Below are 22211 nucleotides of genomic sequence, written 5' to 3'. Positions count from 1 at the left end.
GACGGCGCGGATCTCCAAGGGCCGGGTCCGGTTGCGCGCGGAACCCTCTACGCCGCCTTCGACCGCCTGCAGGAAGAGGGCCTGATCGCTGAGGATCGTGAGGAGGGGGAATGGCGTGACCCCTGCCCGTGCTCGCGGTCGCGCAGATCGGTTGCGTGCTCAGCGCTTTCGCGATGGGCACGATGCTCGCGCGCCGGTCTCCACGACTACAAGAGCCCTAGGAGGGCCGGCGGCGGCCGACGAACACATACTCCCGGCTGTCCTCGGTGAACGGCTCGCGGGCGAACCCGCCGTAGAGCGCTTCCACCTCAAGTCCGGCGACATCCAGAAGCCCGAGCCACTCGTTCTTCGTCGCCCACCAGAAGGAGCTCTTCGCACCGTCGTCGAGGACAAGGTCGACGCGGTTGTCTCCAACCGCGTAACGGACGGTGTGCGGTACGGGCTTCTCCTGCCGCGCGCCGTCGAGCTGGACCGCGATCCGATGGTCGAAGGCGATGGCGTTCCAGGCGAAGCGCCCCTCCGGCCGGAGCGAGGCGGCGACCCGCTCAAAGGTACGGCGACGGTCGGCCCAGGTCGGCAGGTGCTGGAGTGATCGGAACGGGCAGTAGATCAGCGCTGCGGGCTCGTCCAGGACGAAGTCGCGCATGTCGCACTCGCGCAGGTCGAGTTCCACACCGGCCTCGGCCGCACGGGTACGGGCTTGCGCGAGCATCGCCGGTGAGACGTCGATCCCGACGACCCGCCGGCCGGTCTCCCGCGCCACCGGGATCGCGACCCGCCCGTCCCCGATCGCCAGCTCGACCACCGGCCCGTCCGCCTCGCGTGCGAGATCGAGGTAAAAGTCCACGTTGGCCGTCATGTGACCCGACCATTCCTGGTACCGCTTTGCGAACGCTTCGTCCCAGGTCGTCGCCATCGCTCCATGATCGCACCCGCGTCCTGAAGCAGCCAGCGAAAAAGCTCAGGCCGGCGGCCAGTTGCGGAGAACGGCGTCGAGGGCGTCCAGCGCTCTGTACCACGAAGCGTCCACGTCACGAGGGTGGCGGCGGAACCCGCCCGCCGTCTCCAGGCTCACATAGCCGTGGAACGTGCTGTGCAGCATGCGTACCGCGTCCGTCTGGTCGGGCTCCGACAGCGCGTATCCGCGCAGTATCGCGCGAGTCATGTCGGCGTGCGGACGCCCCGCGCTGGTATCCACTCTGTCCGAGTCGAGCTCGATCTGCATCGCGGCGTACCTGCCCGGATGCTCTTTCGCGTAGCCCCTGTAGGCGTTCGCGAAGGCCACCAGCGCGTCCTTGCCCGCGCGGCCGGCCAGGGCGGCGCCGGCCCTGTCGGCGAGCTCCGCCAGGGCCAGCAACGCCACCCTGGCCCTGAGATCCTGCACGTCCTTGACGTGCGAGTACAGGGCCGCGGGCTTGACGTCGAAACCGCGCGCGAGGGCCGAGACGGTCACGTTCTGAAAGCCGATCTCGTCGGCCAGGTCCGCCGCCGCCCGGGTCAGGCGTTCGGCGGTCAATCCCGCGCGTGCCATGTGCCGCCCTTCTCCGCTAACTTACAGTCTTTAAGTATTTGCATAATACCTGTAAGGAAGCTAGCCTCCCCGCCCATGAGAGCAATAACCGAGCGCGACATCCGTACATCGTTCGTGAACTGTTCCAAAGGAGAGACCAAGCGGCTGAGCGTCCCCAAAGACCTCGCGGACCATCCCTGGGAAGACCTCGACTTCCTCGGGTGGCGAGATCCGGGTGCGCCCGAACGCGCCTACCTGGTCGCCGAACGCGACGGCCCCCTCGTTGGCATCGCGCTGCGGGTGACATCCGGCGCGTCGCGCGGCTTCACCTCGCGCAGCATGTGCTCGCTGTGCCTGACCACGCACACCAACGGCGGCGTAGCGCTGATGACCGCGCGCCGAACCGGCGAAGCCGGCCGCCAGGGCAACTCGGTCGGGCACTACCTGTGCACCGACCTGGCCTGCTCCCTCTACACGCGCGGGAAGAAGGAGGCGGCAGGGGGCGGGACCATCGATGAGTCCCTCAGCCTGGGGGAGAAGGTCGCGCGCACCCGGGCGAACCTGTACTCCTTCCTGGACAAGGTGGTCGGCCAGGGATAGCGGCCTGATGTTCAGTCGACATCAGACGGCGGCGTCTTCGCCGGTAGCGCGATCGATGGCGTTGGTCAGCCGTTCCCGCTCCCGGCTGATCCACTGACCCTCCGGGTAGTTGCGAAGGAACGTCTCGGCGAACTCCACCGGGTCTTCGCCGACGACTTCGCGGAGCGGGGTTCCGTCCGCCGCGCTCTGCTCGAACAGATCGACGAGATCGTCCAGCATCGCCAGCAGGCTGTCCGCCTTGCCCGGCCCGAAGTGCTCCATGTACCGCTGCAGCGCGTCGATCGCCGTGCGATAGTTCGCGGGAAGCCGCTCCGCGCGCGCCTTGTACTGCCAGTAGCGCTTCTTGTCCTCGATCGGTCCGGTGACCATCTCCAGGTAGCGCAGGTAGCGCCGCTTCGGCTCGTTCGGCTCTGTGGTCATGTCTGCTTTCCTCCTTCGCGGAGCTGTTCGAGCCGTTCCGTGAGGAAGCTCCAGGTCCTCCAGAACTCTTCGAGGTAGGCCCGTCCCTGGCCGTTGAGGGAGTACACCTTGCGCGGCGGACCCTTCTCGGACGGGACCTTCTCCACGTCGACGAGGCCGCGCTGCTCGATCCTGACCAGCAGCGCGTAGATGGTGCCCTCGGCGATGTCGGAGAAGCCCTGCTCCCGCAGCCACGCCGTGATCTCGTAGCCGTACGCGGACCGGCTGGACAGGATCGCCAGGACGATGCCCTCCAGCGTCCCCTTGAGCATCTCCGTCGCCTGCTTGCCCATGGAACACCTCTTCAACTACTCAGCAATGCTGACTACTAGTATATAGTAACGCTGAATAGCTAGGGCGCAAACTCGTCAGATGAAGAGCGTCTCCGGAGCGGCGAGCGCCAGACCGGCGGCGCCGAGCGCGTGCTGGGCGTCGCTCCACGGACGGACGATCACTTGGACGCGGTAGGCCGCGGTGACCTGACTGGTCCGCATCACGACGGAGAACCCGGGCTCCAGGCCCGGCCAGAGCACATGGTTCTCGCCGATGATCGCGATGGTGGGCGTGCCGAGCAGGTTGACGACGCCGGCGACGGCCCGCCCGAGCATGGCGCCGACCTTGGCGAGCACCCGGGCCAGCGACCGCTCACCGGCGACCCACCGTGAGCGGAGCTCCTCGATGGTGGTGGACGCCTCGGCCAGGCCCTCGCGACGAGCGGCGCGCAGGATCCCGTCGTCGCTGGTGAAGGTCTCCAGGCAGCCCCGCGCGCCACAGGCGCAGCGCGGGCCGGTGGCGGCGACCGGCGTGTGGCCGAACTCGCCGGACAGCCCGCCCGGGCTGCGGTGCACCCGCCGACGCAGGACCGCGCCGACCCCCACCCCGTCGCCGATGCCGAGCACCAGGAAGTCGTCGTGCTCAAGTCCCGCCCGGTACAGGAGCTCGGCGGTGGTGCTGGCCGTGAGGTCGTTGTCGACGAGCACCGGGATCGGCAGCTCGGCGCGCAGTCGTTCACCGAGGGGAAGGTTGCTCCACCCAAAGCGGGGACAGAACCGGATATAGCCCGCATCAACGGAAGCCGGCACGGCCACGCCCACGGCCTTGAGCCTGGGGCCCATGACAGGGTCAGCCAATCGCCGGTCGATGACGGTGAGTAGCTGGGGGAGCGGGTCTGCGTGACAGTCGAAGGACGATACATCGGATGTGAGCAGTCGTCCATCTAGCCCCGCGACCACCGTGACGAGGTGGTCGGTCGCGACGCGTACGCCGATGGTCGCGGCGGCCTCCGGCACGACCTGCAGGGGGATGCGCGGCCGGCCGACCACCCCGGCCTGTGGACTCAGAGTCCGCAGATAACCGCAGGCCAGAAGGCGTCGCGTGTGTTCGTGAACGGTCGCGTCGCCGAGCTTGAGCCGGGCCGCGATCTGACGGCGATCCAGGGCTCCCGCGGTGCCGAGAAGCGCCAGGATCTCGACGCGGGTCAGATCGCCACGACCGGCTGTTCGGCGAGCAGTCATCGGATATTTCCTATCACGAGCTCATTGACATTACGGATTGCTACGCCCTAGTTTCGGATCAATTAACTCGGCCCCGAGCTTATTGAGTGGAGCTGCGATGGGCAGGCAGATGTATAGCGGTCGGAGATCGCTGGCGGTCGCAACAGCGGTGGTCATCGCGGGGGGACTAACGGCCGGATGCGGAGGCGGCGGCCAGGAATCGGCGGGAGGCAACAAGGCGAGCAACGGCGCGGTCACGCTCACCTGGGGGATGTGGGCGTCCGGAACCGAGGACCGAAACGCCTGGCAGAAAGTGGCCGACCAGGTCACCCAGAAGTACCCGAACATCAAGATCACGCTCGAGACCTCGCCCTTCAAGGACTACTTCACCAAGCTCGGCACCCGCCTCGCCGGTGGCAGCGCTCCGTGCGTCGTCTCGATGCAGAGCCTGCGCACGGGCGGCTACGTCAGCGGCATGCGTCCCTTGGACGACCTGATCAAGAAGAACGGCCTGGACACCGCCGACTTCGACACGTCGATCATGGCCGGGCTGGCCTCCGGCGGCAAGCAGTACGCGCTGCCGTACGACGTCGGCTCGCTGATCATCACCTATAACAAGGACATGTTCAAGGCGGCCGGCGTGCCGGAACCGAAGGTCGGCTGGAGCGTGGCCGACTTCGAGGCGGCGGCCAAGAAGCTGACCACCGGCGGCAAGTACGGCTTCGTGGGCTACCCCTCGGCCCTGGGGATGTTCTCGATGATCCTGGCCAAGACGGGCAACGCGGAGCCGATGGACGAGTCCGGCAAGCTCACCCTCACCACTGAGCAGATGAAGAGCGGCTTCCAGTGGTACGCGGACCTGACCGCCAAGCAGGGAGTCTCGCCCAAGATTCCCGGCGTGGACAACAACTTCACCGAGACCCAGTTCCTCAACGGCAACGCGGCGATGTCGGTGAACGGCCCCTGGTCCGTTCTGGAGCTCAAGGCCAAGGCCAAGTTCGGTGTCGGCCTGGCCACCATCCCCGCCGGTCCTGACGGGACCAAGAGCTACACGGCCGGGTCCGGCTTCGGCATCTCCCAGTCCTGCCCGTACCCGGATGAGGCGTTCAAGGCGGTCAGCACGATGACCAGCGCCGAGGTGCTCGGGCAACTCGGCTCGGTCGGGCGCGCCTACCCGGCGCGCAAGTCCGTACAGAACAAGTGGTACGAGAACGCTTTCGAGGGCTCCAAGCCGGTCCTCGACGCCGCCAACGCCTCCGCGAAGCCGTTCCGGACGACCAAGAACTGGGACCCGGTGGAGAAGCTGCTGGCCCAGTACGGCATCCAGGCCTTCAACGGCCAGACCACGGCGGCGGACGCACTCGACCAGGTGCAGCAGCAGTCACCGGCCTAAGGAGCGAAGTGTCCGACGACGCCATAGCCCGCCCCGCGGCGGTAGCGGGCAGACGGCGCCCCCGTCTGCGCCGCGACGGAAGGGCCGCGGCCTTCTTCGCGGCGCCCAGCATGATCGGGTTGACGGTGTTCACCCTCTTCCCGATCGTGCTGTCTCTGGTGATGGCCTTCTTCCAGTGGCCCGCGGTGGGCGAGCGAACCTTCACCGGACTGGAGAACTTCACCACGCTGTTCACCGACCCCGTCTTCCGGCGGGCGCTGTTGAACACGCTGCTGTTCGTGGTGCTCTATTTGCCGCTCAACCTCATCGTGTCGGTGGGGCTGGCGGTGTGGATGGGCCCGCGCATCAAGGGCCGCAAGGCGCTGCGGGTGGTGTTCTTCCTGCCCGTGGTCACGCCGATGGTGGCCAACGCGATCGTCTGGCGGATGATCTACCAGCCGAACGGGCTGATCGACGGCTCGCTGTACGCCGCCACCGGCACGCACGCGCCGAACTTCCTCGGTGAGCCGGGCTGGGCCATGTTCGCCGTCGTCGCGATGAGCGTGTGGCAGGGGTTCGGCTACAACATGCTGGTCTTCTCGGCCGCGCTGGACGCCATCCCGCGGCACCTGCTGGAGGCGGCGCAGATCGACGGGGCGGGACCGTGGCGGCAGTTCTTCCGCATCATGCTGCCGATGATCTCCCCGGCGCTGTTCTTCGCCTCGACCATGACGCTCATCACCTCGTTCCAGGTCTTCACCCAGCCGTTCCTGATGACCGGCGGAGGGCCGGGCATGGACACCGAGACCCTCATGATGTTCGTCTTCGACAAGGGGTTCTCGATCTACCAGTACGGACTCGCGTCCGCCGGAGCCTGGATCCTGTTCGTGTTGATCCTGGGCGTGACCGCGGTGCAGTTCGCCGGCCAGCGCAGATGGGTGACCTACGATGTCTGATCACGCCATCCGCCGCGTCCGGCTGGTCATCTCACACGTCGCGCTCTACCTGGTGGCCGCCGCGTTCCTGGCGCCGCTGGTGTACATGCTGGCCACCTCGCTCAAGCCCGCCGACGAGGTGTTCCAGTCGCCACCGAGCCTGTTCGGATCGCTGATCCGGTGGGAGAACTACAAAGAGACGTTCGAGTTCCTGCCGTTCGGGAAGTTCGTCGTCAACGGACTCGCCGTCGCCATCTGCGGCACGGTCGTGGTGCTCGTGGCGTCGGCCATGTCGGCGTACGCCTTCTCGCGGCTGCGCTGGCGCGGTCGCGACGGCTTCTTCCTGGTCTTCCTGGCCACGCTGATGATCCCCCAGGAAGTGCTGGTCGTGCCGATGTTCATGCTGATGAAATGGTTCGGCTGGGTGGACTCCTTCCAGGCGCTGATCTTCCCCTGGGCCTTCACCGCCTTCGGGACGTTCATGCTGCGCCAGTTCTTCCTGACCATCCCCGAAGAGATCTCCGAGAGCGCCCGCATCGACGGCGCGGGATCGGTGCGGATCTTCTCCAGCATCATGCTGCCGCTGATCAGGCCCGCGCTCGCGGTGCTGGCGGTCTTCACGTTCATCAATTACTGGAACAGCTTCATGTGGCCGCTGATCATCATCAACACGGTGGACGAGAAGGCCACCGTCCCGCTGGGCCTGTCGCTCTTCGTCGGCCAGCAGGGCACCCAGTGGAACCTGATCATGGCGGCCTCGGTGATCTCCATGGCGCCGACCGCGGCGCTCCTGATCCTCCTGCAGAAACATCTCATTCGCGGGATCGCCACGAGCGGTCTCGGCGGCCGATGAAATCTCTTTTTCGTGAAATCTCATTTCGCGAAATCTCTTTTCGAAAGGAACGTAGTGGACCACGCCTGGTTCTCCGAATCCCGCTTCGGCATGTTCGTGCACTGGGGGCTGTACTCCCTGGCCGCCCGCCACGAGTGGGTGAAGAACCGCGAGCAGATGACCGACGAGCACTACCAGCGCTACTTCGACCACTTCGACCCCGACCTGTACGACCCCGCGGAGTGGGCACGGCTGGCCAAGGAAGCCGGCATGCGCTACGTCGTCCTCACCACCAAGCACCACGACGGCTTCTGCCTGTGGGACTCCGCGCAGACCGACTACAAGGTGACGCGCACCCCCTGGGGCAAGGACCTGATCGCGCCGTATGTGGAGGCCCTACGCGCCGAAGGGCTGAAGGTCGGCTTCTACCACTCGCTGATCGACTGGCACCACCCCGAGTTCCCCGTCGACTCCCTCCACCCGCAGCGCGAGGATGAGGAGTTCAAGGCCGCCGCCAAGGGCCGCGACATCTCCAAGTACGCCGACTACCTGCACGCCCAGGTACGCGAGCTGCTCACCGACTACGGCCAGATCGACTACCTGTTCTTCGACTTCTCCTACGCCGGCAGAACGGGCTACTGGGGCGGCAAGGGCGCCGACGACTGGCGCTCACCCGAGTTGATGGACATGGTGCGCGAGCTCCAGCCGGGGATCATCGTCAACGACCGGCTCGGCATCCCCGGTGACTTCGTCACCCCCGAGCAGTACCAGCCCGCCGCCCCGATGACCGTCGACGGCCAGGAGGTGCCGTGGGAGGCCTGCCAGACTCTCAACGGCAGCTGGGGATACGACCGGGACAACCTTGACTACAAGACCCCTGACCTGCTCGTACGCATGCTGATCGACAGCGTCGCCAAGGGCGGCAACCTGCTGCTCAACGTCGGCCCGGACGGGCGCGGCCAGATCGATCCGCGCGCCCGCCAGAGCCTCGCCGACATCGGCGAATGGATGCGGCTGAACTCCCGCTCCATCTACGGCGCCGGCCCCAGCGGCTTCACCGCGCCTCCCGACTGCCGCTACACCCAGTGCGGTAACCGGCTCTATCTGCACGTGTTCGGCTGGCCGTTCCGCCACCTGCACCTCCCAGGGCTGGGCGGGCGCGTGAAGTACGCCCAGTTCCTGCACGACGCCTCGGAGATCCGTTCGCGCGTGATCGACCCCAGCCAGACGGCCCAGAACACGGCCATCGGCGCCCTGACCCCCGACACCCTGACCCTCGACCTGCCGGTCCAGCGCCCCGACGTCGTCGTACCGGTCATCGAGCTGTTCCTCAACGACTAGCCGCGGCAGAGTCGAGTCCGGCCAGGAGCGCGTCCGCGTTCCTGGCCGAACCCCGTTCCGCGAGTGCCTCTACAGGGTCAGGGTCCATCCGTTGATGAAGCCCTTGTCACCCTTGGCTAAGTCCTCCGCCCGGAGTTTCCAGGTGCCGTTGGCCGCTGAGGCGCTGGCGTTCACCCAGTAACTCTCGTTGATGTTGTCGGTGCCGTCCTTGGCATCGGCGGCACGCAATGGGTACACCTTGCCGTCCGGCGCGACCAGGTCGAGCTTCAGGTCACCGCGCCAGGTGTGGTCGATCTCGACGTGGACCCGGGAGCGGGTGGGGGCGTTGCCGTTGATCCAGGCCAGGACGATGCTGGACTCGGCGACACCGGGATCGGGGATGGCGGTGTCGTCCCAGTTGCCGAAGCAGGGCAGCCGGATCGACCAGCCGTCGATGAAGCCGGTGTCGAGATATTCGACGTCCTGCACGCGCAGTTTCCAGGTGCCGCTGGCCGGCGACGCGCTGGCGTTGACCTGGTAGGTCTCGTGCAGGATGTCGGCGCTGTCGTTGGGGTCGTTGGCCTGCAGCGGGTAGACCTTGCCGTCCGGTGCGAGCAGGTCGATCTTCAGCTCGCCACGCCAGGTGTGGTGGATGTCGACGTACACCTCGGTGGTGGCGGGCGCGCTGCCGAGCAGGCCGGCGACCGCGATGGAGGACGTCACGGTGCCGTGGTCGGGGATCGCGGTGTCCTTCATGTTCTCGTAGTACGGGACGGGCCAGGCTCCGGTGTCAGGGGCCTTTCCGAGCACGGCGGCGTCGACCTGGATGCGTGGGGTGGTCACGCCGTTGTAGGCGATGGCCTTGCCGGTGGTCTTCAAGGCGGTTTCGAGCTGGGCCAGCGGGGCGTCGGGCATGGCCTGGCGCAGCACGGCCAGGGCGCCGGTGACGTGCGGGGCGGCCATCGAGGTGCCGTTCAAGGAGGCCCACTTGTTGCCGGGCACCGAGGAGATGATCGACACACCGGGGGCGAACAGGTCCAGCAGCGCGCCGCGGTTGCTGAAGGCGGCCACGCCGTCCTGGTCGGTGGTGGCGCCGACGGTGATGGCCGAGGACACGCAGGCCGGGGCGGCCACGGCGGTGCCGAAGCCGTCGTTGCCGGCCGCGACCACGGTGGCCACGCCGGCGGTGCGCAGGCTGTCGATGATCGCCTTGCGCGGGTCGCCGTCGCAGGCGGCGGTGTACTGGCCGCCGCCCAGGCTGAGGTTGGCGGCCACCAGCGGCACTCCCTCGTCCTTCAGTTCCAGCACTTTCTCCAGGCCGGCGAGCTGAGCGCTGGTGAAACTGAGCACACACGGGGCGGCGCCCGCGCCGCACAGGTCTTCGGAGGAGAACTTGCTGAACACCTGGATCGCGACGAGCTCGGCGCCGGGCGCGACGCCGGCCGGCGGAGCGCCGGTCACGCCCGTGCCGTTGCCGACCGCGATGCCGGCCACGTGGGTGCCGTGGTCGCAGTCCAGCGCCACGTCGGCGCAGGGGCCCTGGTCGGCGTCGGCGGCGCCGGGCCCTTCCTGCTCGGCGGTGCCGTCGGGGCACAGGCTGGTGGAGGAGTAGTCGGCGTCGATGGGGGAGAAGCAGGCCTCTTCCAGCACCCGGTCTTTGAGGAAGGGGTGGTTGACCGCGACGCCGGTGTCCAGCACGGCCACCACGCTGCCGGCGCCCGTCTTGCCCGCGGCCCTGGTCTTGTCGGCGCCGATCAGCGGGACGCTCTCGGCCAGCACCGGTCGCACCGGCTTGTCCTCGGTCACGCTCACCACACTGGGCAGCTTGGTCAGCCGGTCCAGCCCGGCCTGGTCGACGTGCAGGGTGACCACGGGGAAGCGGGTCAGTTGCTGGACGACCTGACCGCTGGAGGCCGCGTCCGGCAGGTCGGCGCGGGTCTTGCTGACGACGTTCACTCGGATCTTGCCCGCGGCCGCCACCCGCGCGCTGAGCTGGGGTTCGACATAGGGGGCCGCCGAAGTGCCCTGCTGAGCGGTCGAAGTGGTCTGCTGTGTGGCCGTAGCGGACGCTGCGGGAGTCGTGGGCGGGGCCTCTGCCGCGTTGGCCGGCCCGGTCGCGAGCGCCGTGGTCGCCAGCGCCGCGATGACACAGGATAAGACTCGCAATTTCATGACGTACCGCGCCTTACATGAAGGAGGTGCAGGGAGACGACGCCGGCGTGAGGGGTGGCCGGACGGCGGCCGAGGCCGCCGTCCGGCGGAGGAAGGTCCCCCGGAAAGGTCAGAGCTCAGGTGTCACGTTGAGCTCGGGCGGTTATCAGGGATTGCCGTACCTCTTGACGAACTTGTAGTAGACCCAGGCCCATGCCCGGCAGTCGGGCCGCACCAGGATGAAGTAGCCACCGCACACCTTGTCGCGCATGGTGATGTAGAACCGGTTGTCCACGTCAGCCTTTGAATGGGCGTTGGAGAGGTAGTAGCGGTAATGCTTCCTCTTGTTGGCTATCAGGCCGTACCCGTAGTCGTGGGAGTCACAGGCCGGCCGGAAGTCGAAGTTGTGAGGCTTGTCCGGAGAGCTTGTGCAGTGGTCGTAGTAGATGCCCCTGACCTTGAAGCCGCTGGCGGTGCGCTTCCAGTCGGGCTTGCGCCACTTGCCGCCGTGCCAGGCCCAGGCCGAGCAGCCCGACTTGGTGTACCACATCCAGGTCGCGGCCGTGCTGCACTTCGCCGGGTAGGACTGCGGGGGGTCCACGCCCTCCGGCAGGAAGTCGCCGGCCGGCGGCTCGGTGGCGTTGGGGTCGTCGAGCCCGGCCGCGCCCGTGGTCGTCCCGCCGTTGGCCGGCGTGTCGGTGCCGGTGGCGGTCACCTGGGGAGCCGCGACGCCCGCCGGGAAGGACAGCTGCCAACCGCCGTTGGTGACGGAGTCGATCGACGACAGGCGTCCCACCGGGTCGTAGGAGTAGGTCCCCTGTACTGCGCCGACGCTGGGGTCGGTCACGGTGCGCAGCAGACCGTTCGGGTCGTAGGCGTAGCTCGCCTCGGTCTGCGGTGTCTCGGTCCCGTAGGTGACCGAGACCTCCTTGAGCCGGCCCGCGAAGTCGCCGTTGGAGGTGCTGGTGGCCGTGGTAGCCGTGGCGTAGGTGAACTTGGTGACGGACGCGGGGTCTGACACGCCGGCCGGCTCCTTGACGGTGCTGACGCGGCCCTGGGTGTCGTAGGTGATCGTGGACTTGCCGAAAGCGGTGTTGCCCACGTCGGTCACCCGCCAGGGGTCGGCGCTCGGCGCGCCGGCCGGCCGGGCCCAGGTGTAGGTGGGCTGGAGGTCGGTGGCGCTGACGGGGGTGCCGTCGGCGTTGGTGAAGCCGTCGTCGCCCGCCTCCTGGGCGCCCACGTCCGACACGAGCGTCTCGATCGTCGTGGTGCGCATCGCACCGACGACCGCGTCCCACTTGGTGGTTTCGGTGATCTTGGATCCGTTGGCGGCCTGGTAGATCTGGATGCCGCCGCCGTCGGGGGTGGAGACGCTGCTCTTCAGCGGGTAGCTGGTCGACGTCCCGTCGTCGAGTTCCGTGACGACCAGGGTGCCGTTCTGGTTCTCGAGCTTCCGGTTGATCTGACCACCGGCGAACTCGGCCTGCCAGCTCGGCCCGAAGACGCCCAGCTCAGGGCGGGTCGCCGGGGCCGACTGCGGCCGGGCCAGATCGCCACCGGCCAGCGCCACACCGTGCTTACGGCTGATCGCGCCCGCGGACACGTCCAGCTCGGTGAGCTTGAAGGTCTGGTTGTCGGCGGAGTACTGGCCGGGGCCGATCTCCTGAACGTCGGCCGGCGGCGGGTCGGCGAGCAGGGCGGCGGAGGCCGTCGAGGTCTGCGTGGCGGCGGAGACCTCGGGGGCGAGGAAGGGGATAAGCATCGCCGTGACGGCGACGGGGAGCGCTAATCGGCGCAAGTGGTGCCTCCAGGAAAACCGAGAAAGAGATTTGATCACCTGGAGGATAAGCATGGATAAATCACTTTGACAAGAGATTGACAATTTCACAGGCCGGTGTTAAATCGCCATTGAAGCCATGCCTCAGCTGCGTCTTATTTATGCGTTCACGCAGGTGGTGGGGTTGTATAGCGAAATTATGGCGAATTTATGGCGATCGTGTGGGGCCTCCGGATAATAATGACTCTGCGGCAAGGCCTGGCGGCGTATTCAGCCATTCGCGAGTGCGGAACAGCAGTAAAGCGAGTGCCGCCTGACAGAAGAGCTGTCTGCTGACGGGGTCGCGAAAACGGGTGGATCTTGTAGATGGTGGTCGCCTAGGCTGGGCTCTCACCCCTACGTGAGGACTTCGCGCGTATGACGCCGCCTGCTCTTTAGACCTGACACTTCCCTGCGCATCGGTCGCCGACGGACGCCGTCGGCTCTGTTTTCCATGCTCTTCGTCAGGTCTTCAGAGAGATCATGTCTTCACATCCTCATATCGTGCTGCCCTGGGCCGTACGACGTACCCGCCTGCCTCTGCTCGCCCTCCGGTGCGTGGCCTGCCCTTCCGGCCGCGCCACCGTCGGCGACGGCAGGTTTCGCGTCAACGCCAACGGCAAACTTCTCGACGTCTGGCTCCTGGTCAACTGCGTTTCCTGTGACCGGACCAGCAAGCTCACCGTCCACGATCGCGTCCCGGTCCGCTCACTGCCCGCCGGCCTTCTGGCCGGTTACTCGGACAACTCGCCGTCCCTGGTCGCCGATACCCTTCTCGATCCGTTGATCGCCCGGCGCAACCGGTTCGGGCTCGATTGGGACGGGTGCTGGGAACTCCACGCATCTCCCGTTCCCGAGGATCCGTGGCCCGTTCAGATCACGGTCACCTTCGACGATCCCGTGCCGGTCCGTCCCGGACGGCTCATCGCTCATGGACTGGGCATCAGCCGCAATGAGATCGCTCGCCGGGTCAAGATCGATATCCCGCTGAACCGCAGGACGAAACGGGATTTCTCCTTCGTCCTGGTGTGGCCGGTCCAGTAGGTCCAGGCGTCGGTGCGATGCTCTCCGCCAAGGCAGAACATGGCTGTGCCGTGTTCTGCCTTGGCCGGATCGACGTTCTTGGCGAACGGAGTGACGCGCGTCACGTCGCGTGCTGTCACGTCCCAGTGGCCGGCGGTGTCCTGAGGGCATGACCGAATACAACACACGCCACAAGGTCGTGGTCATCGGCGGTGGTTACGCCGGTACGCTCGCGGCCAACCGTCTGCGGACGCGCGACGACGTCGACATCACCCTGGTCAATCCACGCCCGGAGTTCGTCGAACGCATCCGGCTGCACCAGTTCGTGGCCCGTACCGGCGACGCCACGATCGACTACCGCACGCTGCTCGGCGAGGGCGTTCGCCTGGTCGTCGACAGCGTCACGCGCATCGACGCCGCCACCCGCGCCGTACGGCTGGCGTCGGGCCGTACCCTGGACTACGACTACGTCATCTACGCGGTCGGCAGCACCAGGGCCATACCGTCAGGGGTGCCTGGCGCGGCCGAATTCGCGTTCGACATCGCGGAGTTCGAGTACGCGCAGCGGCTGCGCGCCCGGCTGGAGGAGTTACCCGTCGATGCTCCGATCACCGTGGTCGGCGGCGGGTTGACCGGCATCGAGACGGCCGCCGAGCTGGCCGAGCAAGGACGCAGGGTCACACTGGTGTGCGGCCGGACCCTGGCACCGACATTCAGCGCGTCTGGTCGCCGATACATCGCCAAATGGCTGTCGCGGCATGGTGTCGTGGTACTCGAGGGCGCCATGGTGAGCGAGGTGCGGCCGGATGCGGTCGTCGTCGCCGACGGTGGGGTGCGTACGAGCGCGCTGACCGTCTGGACGGCTGGCTTCGGCGTGCCGGAGCTGGCGGCGGCCAGTGGGCTTCGCACCGACGCGCTCGGCCGGCTGCTCACTGACGAGACGCTGACCAGCCTCGACGACGACCGCCTTGTCGCGGCCGGCGACGCCGCCGCACCGTCGGGCCGGCCGCTGCGGATGAGCGGCTACGCCGCCGGGCCGCTCGGGGCGCGGGCCGCCGACACCGTGCTGAGCCGCATCGCGGGGACCGCACCGGCGGTGATCGACCTGGCCTTCACCGGGGCGTGCGTCAGCCTCGGCCGGCGCGCCGGCATACGGCAGCTCACCCGCAAGGACGACACCGCGATCAACGTCTACATCGGCGGCCGCATGGGTGCGGCGATCAAGGAGGTGACCTGCAAGTTCGTGGTGTCGAAGCGGATACGCGGCGAGGCCCGCAAGCCGGGTTCCATGGGCTGGCCCAAGGGCGGCCCGCGTCCCGAGCAACCGGCCTCCGCCGCGCGGGTGGTCACCTCCCCGTGAGCACCGATGAGCATGCCGAGCGGTTCACCCTGTTGCGGCCGCTGCTGTTCACGATCGTCTACGAGATCCTCGGCTCGGCGACCGAATCCGACGACGTGCTGCAGGACAGCTATCTGCGCTGGGCCACCGTGGACCTCTCGACAGTGCGCGACACCAAGTCGTATCTGGCCCAGTTGGTGACCCGTCAGGCGCTCAACGCCTTGCGAGCGAGCGCGCGCCGTCGCGAGGACTACATCGGCCCGTGGCTGCCCGAGCCACTGCTGCTCGACGAGAACGACGCCTCGACCGATGTGGTGCTCGCCGAGTCGGTGTCGATGGCGATGCTCGTACTGCTCGAAACACTCGGTCCCGATGAGCGCGCGGTGTTCGTGCTGCGCGAGGTGTTCGGCTTCGACTACCACGACATCGCCACGGCGGTGGGCAAGTCCGTGGCGGCGGTGCGGCAGGTGGCGCACCGCGCCCGCGAGCACGTACAGGCACGCCGTCAGCGCTTCGAGCCCGTCGACGCCGCGACCAGCGCGCGGGTCACCGAGCAGTTCATGACCGCGGCGGCCACCGGTGACCTGGAAGGGCTGCTCTGGCTGCTCGCGCCGGACGTCATCTGGACCGCCGACAGCGGCGGCAAGGCCACCGCGGCGCGTCGGCCGGTGGTGGGCGCGGAGAAGGTGGCCGCGGTCCTGATGAGCCTGTTCCGCCAGGAGCGGCTGGGGGACCTGCGGATCGAGATGGTCAACTGCAACCACACGGCCGCACTGGTACTCAGCGGTGAGCGCCTGGAAGGCGTCTTCCTGATCGAGATCGCCGACGGGAAGATCACCAACTTCTACGCCATCCGCAACCCAGACAAGCTTCTCGCGGTGGCGGTTCCGCGTCAGATCAGCCGGTAGACGGACAGGTATTTCACCAGCTCAAGCCCGCCGGATTGGATCACGTTCGGCGGCTTGAGGTCTCGCACTTCCACCGTCGTATGGCAGGCGGTGACGGGAATCGGGTGGCCCTTCGCGCGGCTTCGGCAAGCGTCTTCAGCGCAGCAGGAGATCGATGGCTACCTCCAGTCGTTCGAGGTAGGCCTCCCGTGATGCGATCTGATGCTTGATGCCGATCGATGCGCTGATCATCGTCTGCGCGACCGGGGAAGCCGCCTCTCGTCCCGACTTTATGGCGATCGCGTCTGTGATCAGTTCCTCGAAACGGCGCCGCGGGGTCTCGATGATCTCTCCGAGGAGGTCGGGATTGTCCTCGATGACCACCGCGACATCGCTCGTCAGCGGGCCGATGTAGCGGCCCGCCCACTGATCGAACGCTTCGACGAGACGCTCCAGAAGGGGTCGGCCGGTGTCGGCCAGGACGCGTTCGACCGCTGTGATGTCGCGATCCAATGCCTGGGCAACTGCGGCACGGAACAGAGTCTCCTTCGCGGAAAAGAGGAAATAGAGCCCAGGCCGGGAGATATGCGCCGCCCGCGCCACCTCCTCCATCGAGGTCTTCCGGTAACCGAATCGCGCGAACGTGACCATGGCGGAGTCCAGAACCATGGACCGACGGTCGGTATCGGCGACTGTCGACGGCGGCGGGTGACCAACCTCGGGACTGCTCATGAAGCGAGCATACGAGCGAGAGGCTAACTATACAAATATTGTCTAGTCTGTATAGTCGCCGCCATGGCCACTCTCAAACTCGTTTCCACGCCCTTCACCTCTTCCAGCACCGCCGCCGAGGTGCTACGGGGCGTCGATCTCACCGGCGTCCGCGCGATCGTGACCGGAGGTTCCTCTGGAATCGGGACCGAGACGGCTCGTGCGTTGACCTCTGCCGGAGCGGAAGTGACGCTCGCTGTCCGAAACACGACCGCAGGTGACGCCGTCGCCGAGACGATCGCGAAGTCGACCGGCGGGATCCGGCCCCGAGTCGTCCGGCTCGACCTCGCCGATAGGACCACCATCACGCGATTCGTCGACGCGTGGAACGGCCCGCTTCACTTGCTGATCAACAACGCGGGCGTGGTCACCGGTGGTCTCGAACGGACGCCCGAGGGCTGGGAACTGCAATTCGCGACGAACCATCTAGGCCACTTCGCCCTGGCTTCCGGCCTTCACGACGCCCTGGCCATGGGAGCGACCGACCGCGACGGAGCACGGATCGTCTCGGTCAGTTCGACAGCGCACATGCGTTCCGGCATCGACTTCGACGACCTCCACTTCGAGCGTCGCAACTACGACCCGCAGATCGCCTACGCCCAATCGAAGACGGCGAACTCTCTCTTCGCTGTCGAGGCGACCCGCCGTTGGGCATCCGACGGCATCATCACCAATACGGTGAACCCCGGCGGTGTCGCGACGGGACTGCAGCGGAACTTCACCGCGCGGCAGAAGGCGTCGCTAGATGCGGCCGAGGCCGCCGGAGTCTTCACCTACAAAACGGTCGAGCAGGGAGCCGCCACCAGCATCGTCGCGGCCGTCACCCCGGAGTTCGCTCACTCCGGAGGCCACTACCTCGACGACGCGCAGGAGGCCTACACCGTGCCGGACGACGCCGACCTCGCACAGCACCCCCACGGTGTCAAGGAATGGGCGCTCGATCCCACCACCGCCAAGCGCCTCTGGACGGTCTCGACCGATCTGCTCCGCGTCTGACCTCTCGACACTGGTGACAGGTCCGTTTACCGCACCCGATCGCGCGTGGAATGTGCGATCGACCCGGGTGCGCGCCTGAGCACAGCCAATGCCGCGATCGGGAGCAGCAGCAGTGTCAGCCCACCGGACAACACCAGCCCTCCGGTGCTCCCGGCCAGCTCGATCAGTGGTCCGCCGACGATCAGGCCGAGCGGGGCGGCCACCGTGGAGCCGGTCGTCCACAGCGTGACGACCTGCTGTTGCTCGTCGGGCTCGAGCCCCGATTGCAGGAAGCTGTACGCGACAGGCGTGAACGGCGCCCACACCAGGCCGCCCAGGCCAAAGACGATCAGCGCGAGAGTGAGATCGCCGACGAACGCCAGAGCGACCGGGCACATCGCCCACAGGCCGATGATGGCGATCAGCACATGACGCTGTGGAAGGTTGCGCAATTGATTGACGAGAGCGGCGCCGACGAATGCGCCCATGCCTAGCGCGCCCCACATGAGACCCAGAGCGGACGCGTCGGCGTTCAGCGTCCCGCGTACGTACAGGGGAAGCGCCACCTCGATCGGCATGTAGAAGAAGTTGAAGAAGAACTCGACCACCAGCAGCCGCGCGGCGACCGGTCGGCGACGCAGGATCCGCCAGCCCGATTCGCGGACTCCCGCGCGAGCAGGCGCGTCACGATCTTTGGTGGCCCGGGGAACGGAAATCAGGACGGCGGCCAGCAGGATCAGCGCACCACACGCGTCGAAGAAGAGCGCGACGCCCGCGCCGGTGGACGCCACGATCACTCCGCCCAGCACCGGGCCGACGATGTAGAGCGCGAACGTGGAATTCAACCCGAGTAAGCCGTTGACCGCGAACCGCCCGCTCTCACCCGCGATGGACGTCGCCAGCAGACGCCGGCTGCTTGAGCCGGCCATCCGGAACGTCGCGCCGAACAGGAGACCAACGATCAGCACGGGCAGTGAAAGTCGCTCGGTGACGGCCAAGACGCCGAGGATGGCGAAGGTCAGCGACCGTAAGACACAGTCGGCGAGCAGGAGGGTTCGCGGCGGCACCCTCACCCGCCCCAGTCCGATGGCCAGGGCGAGGATGGTGGACAGGACGAACGGCGCCGCCTCCACCAGCCCGATGGCGATCGCCTTCGGCACACTGCCGTGGATGGACAGCGTCTGTACGGGCATGGCCACGATGATCATGCCCGTACCGGCGTTGGCCAGGAGGTCGCCCAGCAGGAGCCCGGCCATCTGGCGGTCGCGCAGCACCGCGCGGTAGGACCGGTTGGCCACAGGGGTCGCTCCGGTGGGCATGTGGGCTGGTCTCCTCCTCAGAGTCTGAGAGTCGTCTCGAACGTCCGGTCAGTGCCGGGTCGATGATCTCACCGTTCCGGTCGGCTCAGCGAACTGCCGTCGCCGGTCGTCAGCCAGCCCGGCCCGGTCGAGGCTCAGCGCGACTCCTGGATGCGGATGAGGTTGCCCGCGGGATCGCGGAAGGCGCAGTCGCGGACGCCGTACGGCTGCTCGGTCGGCTCCTGGACGACCTCGGCGCCGCCGGCCTGCGCCCGCTCGAAGGCACCGTCCAGGTCGGCGGTGGCCAGAAGGATTCCGGCATAGGTGCCCTTGGCCATCATCTCGACGATGGTGCGGCGCTCGTCGTCGGTGACGCCGGGGTCCACGACCGGAGGCTCCAGGACGATGGACGTGCCGGGCTGGTCGGCGGGGCCGACCGTGATCCAGCGCTTCCCGTCGTATCCGACGTCATCGCGCACCTCGAAGCCGAGGATGTCGCGGTAGAAGGCCAGGGAGAGATCGGGGTCGTCGTGCGGCAGGAAGCTCGCGTGAATGGTGATACCCATAGCGGTCAGGCTAGGCGCGGCTCGGTTACCCGCGCTTCTCGATTCCTGACCGGTCCGTTCACCTGTTTCGCCGTCGCTCGCCTCTGGAGCTTGAGGTCGCTGGCCAAGACATCAGTCCCACCAGAAGGACCAATCGCCGGAGCCGACCAGTGCTTCGGCATAGTCCTCGAAGTCTTCGCAGCCCTGCCAGATGGTGTCCGGGGCGAACGCCTCATGCTCGGCCGCCACCTGGCGGGCGTGCTCGAGCGTGGTCGGTGGTGCGGCCACGGACAGCTCAAGCGTGCTGTAACCCACGGTCACCACACGAGCCCCGAACCGCTCTTCCCACGAACGGACCCCGGCCGAGATCTCCTCCGTTTCGTTGGTGTGGTTGAGCGGCCCGGTCCATGCGCACAGCGTCAGCGTGTCCGCGCCGCGTGTGGCTGGGACCAGGCCGAGCAGCCGGGGGCGGGCCGCGCCGAGGGACTCGGCGAGCAGCGCGGCAGCCGTGTCAGGATCCCGGCCCGGCACGCCCGGCGGCGCCAGTCCGGGCCAAGGGCCGAGCGAGCCATCGGTCCAGAACCCGACCAGTACGTTCTCGGCGGTCAGCGCGTCGATGGCACCGATCGGCCCGGCATTGAGTTCACCGTCGTGCCACGGCCATCCGGAGCCGTCTCGGAGCTCGTCCAGCAGCAGCGGGTAAAGGCCGGTCTTGTCGCGACGAACGACGCACCCTCAGGAGGCGTGCGGCGAGCCTCAGGGACCGATCAGGGAGATACCTGATGGGCGATGATCGACGCGCTGCGGCACGCTTGCCGATCATGAGCGATCACGCGGTTCACCTTGAGGGAGTGACCAGGACATATGGAAAAGGTGCTGCCGAGGTGGCCGCGCTGCGGCAGATCAGTGTCGGGTTCCCGCGCGGCAGTTTCACCGCGGTGATGGGCCCGTCGGGGTCAGGGAAGAGCACGCTGCTGCAGTGCGCGGCCGGGCTGGACCGGCCGGACTCGGGCGCGGTCCTGATCGCCGGGCAGGACATCACCCGCCTGGGGGAGAAGGAGCTGGCGGTGCTCCGCCGCGACCGGATCGGCGTCATTTTCCAGGCGTTCAACCTGGTGCCCTCGCTGACTGCCTGGCAGAACGTCATCCTGCCCCGCCGCCTGGCCAGGCAGCGGCCCGACCCGTCACGCGTGCGCGAGTTGCTGCACCGGGTCGGCCTGGCCGGGCGGGAGGGGCATCGCCCGGCGCAGCTGTCCGGTGGCCAGCAGCAGCGGGTGGCGATCGCCCGCGCCCTGCTAGGCAGGCCGGAGGTGCTGTTCGCCGACGAGCCGACGGGAGCGCTGGACCGCCGCACCGGGCACGAGGTGCTGGCACTGCTGCGGGAGGCGGTCGACGAATTCGGCCAGACGGTGGTGATGGTCACCCATGATCCGGAGGCGGCGGCCCGGGCGGACCGCGTGCTGTTCCTGACCGACGGGATGATCGTCGACGTCCTGGACCGGCCCTCGGCGGACCAGATCGGCATGCGGTTGAGTGGTCGCCGGTGACACTCGTGCTGGCCTGGAACAACGTACGAACCAATCGGATGGGCTTCGCCGCTTCGTTCACGGCGGTGGCCTTGGCCGTGATGCTGGTGGGCGGTAGCGGCCTAGTGGTCGCCGGCGCGTCCACACATGACGAGTCGAACGGCGTCATGGGGTTGCTGGTGTTGTCGGCCGTGGTGTCGGGGTTCGTGTCGGTCTTCGTGGTCGCGGGCATGCTGAGTCTGCACGTGCTGAGGCAGCGCAGGACCTTGGCACTGCTGCGCTCGGTCGGCATGACGCCGCGGCAGGTGAGCCGGCTGGTCACGGCGGAGGCGCTGGTGGTGGCCGTGCTGGCGAGTGCGGCGGGCTGCGCGCTGGCCGTGCCGTACGCCGTGATGATGGCGGCGTTCATGCGGATGACCGGACTGGCGCCCGGAGGCGTACCGGTGAAAGTGACGGCGGGGCCGTTCATCGTGGCGCTGGTGGTCGGGCTGGCGGTGACGCTGCTGGCGGCCCGCATCGCGGCGCGCAAGGCTGCAGGTGTGGGCCCGCTGGAGGTGCTACGGGACAGTGCGGCGCAGCGGCGGCTGCTGCCCTGGACCAGGGCCGTCATCGGAGCGGCGGCGTTGGCCGGCGGCACCGTGCTGTTGTGGCTCGTACCGCACGTCAGGCCGAAGGACGCGGCGCCGACCGCGCTGGGGGCGACGATGGTGCTGTGCGTGGCCGCATCCGCGCTGGGCCCCGTCGCGCTGCGTGGGATGGGGTGGCTGCTCGGAGCCGTGGCGGCCCGGCTCGATCCGGGTGCCGGGATGCTGGCCAGGTCCTCACTGGTCGCTCAGCCGCGCCGGGCGATGTCGGCGGCGTCTCCGGTGATGTTGACCGTGGCGCTGGCGTGCACCTTCCTGTTCGCCGTGGCGACCTCCGACGCGGCGGCGGGTGTCACCCGTACCGGTGCGTCGGCGTGGGCGGCTCCGATGCTGGTGGGGTCGGCGGTGGTCTACACCGTGATCTCGGTGCTCAACGCGACGGCCATGTCGATGGCCGAGCGGACCGAAGAGATCCGGCTGCTGCGCAGCGTGGGGACCAAGCCTCGGCAGCTGGTCAGGGCGGTGTGCTGGGAGACGCTGATCGTGACGTGCGCCGGGACGCTGCTCGGAACGGGCATCGCCGCCGCCTCGCTCACCGCGCTCGGCAAGGCCGCGACCGGCGAGGCGTGGTTCGCCTACTCCCTGCCGCAGTACGCCGGGCTGGTGCTGGTCTGCGCTGTGAGCGGCCTGGCCGGAGGACTGGCCGCCACACGGAGAGCACGGCACGGGTCGCTGCTGACCCTTTGACCGGCGAGCTAAGGCCAAGTGAGTCTCA

22 protein-coding genes are annotated in these 22211 nt (G+C 67.8%); 11 read left to right on the top strand and 11 right to left on the bottom strand.

What is annotated here, in order from left to right:
- Positions 1 to 217: 217 nt before the first annotated feature.
- Together AB0C30_RS43295 and AB0C30_RS43290 are read right to left on the bottom strand one after the other, a co-directional pair.
- Entirely contained in the window at positions 218 to 916 is a 699-nt protein-coding gene (locus AB0C30_RS43295) for a class I SAM-dependent methyltransferase (RefSeq protein ID WP_357955128.1), read from the bottom strand.
- Positions 917 to 961: 45 nt separating this feature from the next.
- Positions 962 to 1531: a TetR-like C-terminal domain-containing protein gene (locus AB0C30_RS43290; RefSeq protein ID WP_357955126.1), complete on the bottom strand. Its 570-nt coding sequence runs from the start codon at positions 1529 to 1531 to the stop codon at positions 962 to 964.
- A gap of 75 nt (positions 1532 to 1606) precedes the next feature.
- Here AB0C30_RS43290 and AB0C30_RS43285 point away from each other — a divergent pair, with 75 nt between their 5' ends.
- Complete coding sequence (locus AB0C30_RS43285) at positions 1607 to 2110, top strand: FBP domain-containing protein (protein ID WP_357955124.1); 504 nt, start codon at positions 1607 to 1609, stop codon at positions 2108 to 2110.
- A 21-nt stretch (positions 2111 to 2131) separates the two neighbouring features.
- Here AB0C30_RS43285 and AB0C30_RS43280 read toward each other — a convergent pair whose 3' ends face one another.
- The 3 genes from AB0C30_RS43280 to AB0C30_RS43270 form a co-directional block, all read right to left on the bottom strand.
- A complete protein-coding gene (locus AB0C30_RS43280; RefSeq protein ID WP_357955122.1) occupies positions 2132 to 2530 on the bottom strand; it encodes a DUF1048 domain-containing protein in 399 nt (132 codons plus the stop codon).
- Positions 2527 to 2862 (bottom strand): PadR family transcriptional regulator, encoded by a 336-nt coding sequence (locus AB0C30_RS43275; RefSeq protein ID WP_357955120.1) that lies wholly within the window; start codon positions 2860 to 2862, stop codon positions 2527 to 2529. The genes AB0C30_RS43280 and AB0C30_RS43275 overlap by 4 nt, the downstream gene beginning before the upstream one ends.
- 75 nt (positions 2863 to 2937) lie before the next feature.
- Positions 2938 to 4083, bottom strand: coding sequence for an ROK family protein (locus AB0C30_RS43270; RefSeq protein ID WP_357955118.1), 1146 nt, complete (start codon positions 4081 to 4083; stop codon positions 2938 to 2940).
- Positions 4084 to 4180: 97 nt separating this feature from the next.
- Here AB0C30_RS43270 and AB0C30_RS43265 point away from each other — a divergent pair, with 97 nt between their 5' ends.
- The 4 genes from AB0C30_RS43265 to AB0C30_RS43250 are packed head-to-tail and all read left to right on the top strand — an operon-like array spanning position 4181 to position 8542.
- Entirely contained in the window at positions 4181 to 5455 is a 1275-nt protein-coding gene (locus AB0C30_RS43265) for a sugar ABC transporter substrate-binding protein (RefSeq protein WP_357955116.1), read from the top strand.
- Between the two features lie 8 nt (positions 5456 to 5463).
- Complete coding sequence (locus AB0C30_RS43260) at positions 5464 to 6390, top strand: sugar ABC transporter permease (RefSeq protein WP_357955114.1); 927 nt, start codon at positions 5464 to 5466, stop codon at positions 6388 to 6390.
- Complete coding sequence (locus AB0C30_RS43255) at positions 6383 to 7222, top strand: carbohydrate ABC transporter permease (protein ID WP_357955111.1); 840 nt, start codon at positions 6383 to 6385, stop codon at positions 7220 to 7222. The genes AB0C30_RS43260 and AB0C30_RS43255 overlap by 8 nt, the downstream gene beginning before the upstream one ends.
- Before the next feature lie 54 nt (positions 7223 to 7276).
- Positions 7277 to 8542, top strand: a complete 1266-nt coding sequence (locus AB0C30_RS43250; protein ID WP_357955109.1) for an alpha-L-fucosidase — start codon at positions 7277 to 7279, stop codon at positions 8540 to 8542.
- Positions 8543 to 8611: 69 nt separating this feature from the next.
- On the opposite strand, the gene AB0C30_RS43245 is transcribed toward AB0C30_RS43250, so the two are convergent.
- Both AB0C30_RS43245 and AB0C30_RS43240 read right to left on the bottom strand, forming a co-directional pair.
- Positions 8612 to 10693: a S8 family serine peptidase gene (locus tag AB0C30_RS43245; RefSeq protein ID WP_357955106.1), complete on the bottom strand. Its 2082-nt coding sequence runs from the start codon at positions 10691 to 10693 to the stop codon at positions 8612 to 8614.
- A gap of 145 nt (positions 10694 to 10838) precedes the next feature.
- Positions 10839 to 12470, bottom strand: a complete 1632-nt coding sequence (locus tag AB0C30_RS43240; RefSeq protein WP_357955104.1) for a phospholipase A2 — start codon at positions 12468 to 12470, stop codon at positions 10839 to 10841.
- Positions 12471 to 12992: 522 nt separating this feature from the next.
- Here AB0C30_RS43240 and AB0C30_RS43235 point away from each other — a divergent pair.
- From AB0C30_RS43235 to sigJ, 3 genes are all read left to right on the top strand, one after another.
- The gene (locus tag AB0C30_RS43235; protein ID WP_357955102.1) at positions 12993 to 13532 is read left to right on the top strand and encodes a DUF1062 domain-containing protein; all 540 of its coding nucleotides are present in this window, start codon (positions 12993 to 12995) and stop codon (positions 13530 to 13532) included.
- Between the two features lie 148 nt (positions 13533 to 13680).
- Positions 13681 to 14871: an FAD-dependent oxidoreductase gene (locus AB0C30_RS43230; RefSeq protein ID WP_357955100.1), complete on the top strand. Its 1191-nt coding sequence runs from the start codon at positions 13681 to 13683 to the stop codon at positions 14869 to 14871.
- Entirely contained in the window at positions 14868 to 15758 is an 891-nt protein-coding gene (sigJ, locus tag AB0C30_RS43225; protein WP_357955098.1) for an RNA polymerase sigma factor SigJ, read from the top strand. Before AB0C30_RS43230 ends, sigJ begins: the two co-directional genes overlap by 4 nt.
- 135 nt (positions 15759 to 15893) lie before the next feature.
- Here sigJ and AB0C30_RS43220 read toward each other — a convergent pair whose 3' ends face one another.
- Positions 15894 to 16469 (bottom strand): TetR/AcrR family transcriptional regulator, encoded by a 576-nt coding sequence (locus AB0C30_RS43220; protein ID WP_357955096.1) that lies wholly within the window; start codon positions 16467 to 16469, stop codon positions 15894 to 15896.
- Positions 16470 to 16532: 63 nt separating this feature from the next.
- On the opposite strand from AB0C30_RS43220, the gene AB0C30_RS43215 reads away from it, so the two are divergent.
- Positions 16533 to 17504: an SDR family NAD(P)-dependent oxidoreductase gene (locus tag AB0C30_RS43215; RefSeq protein ID WP_357955094.1), complete on the top strand. Its 972-nt coding sequence runs from the start codon at positions 16533 to 16535 to the stop codon at positions 17502 to 17504.
- 26 nt (positions 17505 to 17530) lie between these two features.
- On the opposite strand, the gene AB0C30_RS43210 is transcribed toward AB0C30_RS43215, so the two are convergent.
- From AB0C30_RS43210 to AB0C30_RS43200, 3 genes are all read right to left on the bottom strand, one after another.
- A complete protein-coding gene (locus AB0C30_RS43210; RefSeq protein ID WP_357955092.1) occupies positions 17531 to 18802 on the bottom strand; it encodes an MFS transporter in 1272 nt (423 codons plus the stop codon).
- 134 nt (positions 18803 to 18936) lie between these two features.
- Positions 18937 to 19347, bottom strand: coding sequence for a VOC family protein (locus AB0C30_RS43205; RefSeq protein WP_357955090.1), 411 nt, complete (start codon positions 19345 to 19347; stop codon positions 18937 to 18939).
- A gap of 111 nt (positions 19348 to 19458) precedes the next feature.
- Positions 19459 to 19857, bottom strand: coding sequence for a DUF4253 domain-containing protein (locus AB0C30_RS43200; protein WP_357955088.1), 399 nt, complete (start codon positions 19855 to 19857; stop codon positions 19459 to 19461).
- 290 nt (positions 19858 to 20147) lie between these two features.
- Here AB0C30_RS43200 and AB0C30_RS43195 point away from each other — a divergent pair, with 290 nt between their 5' ends.
- Positions 20148 to 20873, top strand: a complete 726-nt coding sequence (locus AB0C30_RS43195) for an ABC transporter ATP-binding protein (protein ID WP_357955086.1) — start codon at positions 20148 to 20150, stop codon at positions 20871 to 20873.
- On the top strand, positions 20870 to 22183 hold the full coding sequence (locus tag AB0C30_RS43190; protein WP_357955084.1) for an ABC transporter permease: 1314 nt from the start codon (positions 20870 to 20872) through the stop codon (positions 22181 to 22183). Before AB0C30_RS43195 ends, AB0C30_RS43190 begins: the two co-directional genes overlap by 4 nt.
- Positions 22184 to 22211: the final 28 nt, after the last annotated feature.

Source organism: Nonomuraea sp. NPDC048901 (assembly GCF_040649695.1).
Lineage (GTDB): Bacteria > Actinomycetota > Actinomycetes > Streptosporangiales > Streptosporangiaceae > Nonomuraea.
Note: the sequence above shows the minus strand (reverse complement) of the source record. Positions and strands in the feature narration are given on the sequence as shown.

What these genes read in the sequence shown, in the direction of transcription:
- AB0C30_RS43295 (WP_357955128.1), bottom strand. Translation starts at nt 916, where the DNA reads ATGGCGACGACCTGGGACGAAGCGTTCGCAAAGCGGTACCAGGAATGG.
- AB0C30_RS43290 (WP_357955126.1), bottom strand. Translation starts at nt 1,531, where the DNA reads ATGGCACGCGCGGGATTGACCGCCGAACGCCTGACCCGGGCGGCGGCG.
- AB0C30_RS43285 (WP_357955124.1), top strand. Translation starts at nt 1,607, where the DNA reads ATGAGAGCAATAACCGAGCGCGACATCCGTACATCGTTCGTGAACTGT.
- AB0C30_RS43280 (WP_357955122.1), bottom strand. Translation starts at nt 2,530, where the DNA reads ATGACCACAGAGCCGAACGAGCCGAAGCGGCGCTACCTGCGCTACCTG.
- AB0C30_RS43275 (WP_357955120.1), bottom strand. Translation starts at nt 2,862, where the DNA reads ATGGGCAAGCAGGCGACGGAGATGCTCAAGGGGACGCTGGAGGGCATC.
- AB0C30_RS43270 (WP_357955118.1), bottom strand. Translation starts at nt 4,083, where the DNA reads ATGACTGCTCGCCGAACAGCCGGTCGTGGCGATCTGACCCGCGTCGAG.
- AB0C30_RS43265 (WP_357955116.1), top strand. Translation starts at nt 4,181, where the DNA reads ATGGGCAGGCAGATGTATAGCGGTCGGAGATCGCTGGCGGTCGCAACA.
- AB0C30_RS43255 (WP_357955111.1), top strand. Translation starts at nt 6,383, where the DNA reads ATGTCTGATCACGCCATCCGCCGCGTCCGGCTGGTCATCTCACACGTC.
- AB0C30_RS43245 (WP_357955106.1), bottom strand. Translation starts at nt 10,693, where the DNA reads ATGAAATTGCGAGTCTTATCCTGTGTCATCGCGGCGCTGGCGACCACG.
- AB0C30_RS43230 (WP_357955100.1), top strand. Translation starts at nt 13,681, where the DNA reads ATGACCGAATACAACACACGCCACAAGGTCGTGGTCATCGGCGGTGGT.
- AB0C30_RS43220 (WP_357955096.1), bottom strand. Translation starts at nt 16,469, where the DNA reads ATGAGCAGTCCCGAGGTTGGTCACCCGCCGCCGTCGACAGTCGCCGAT.
- AB0C30_RS43215 (WP_357955094.1), top strand. Translation starts at nt 16,533, where the DNA reads ATGGCCACTCTCAAACTCGTTTCCACGCCCTTCACCTCTTCCAGCACC.
- AB0C30_RS43210 (WP_357955092.1), bottom strand. Translation starts at nt 18,802, where the DNA reads ATGCCCACCGGAGCGACCCCTGTGGCCAACCGGTCCTACCGCGCGGTG.
- AB0C30_RS43205 (WP_357955090.1), bottom strand. Translation starts at nt 19,347, where the DNA reads ATGGGTATCACCATTCACGCGAGCTTCCTGCCGCACGACGACCCCGAT.
- AB0C30_RS43195 (WP_357955086.1), top strand. Translation starts at nt 20,148, where the DNA reads ATGAGCGATCACGCGGTTCACCTTGAGGGAGTGACCAGGACATATGGA.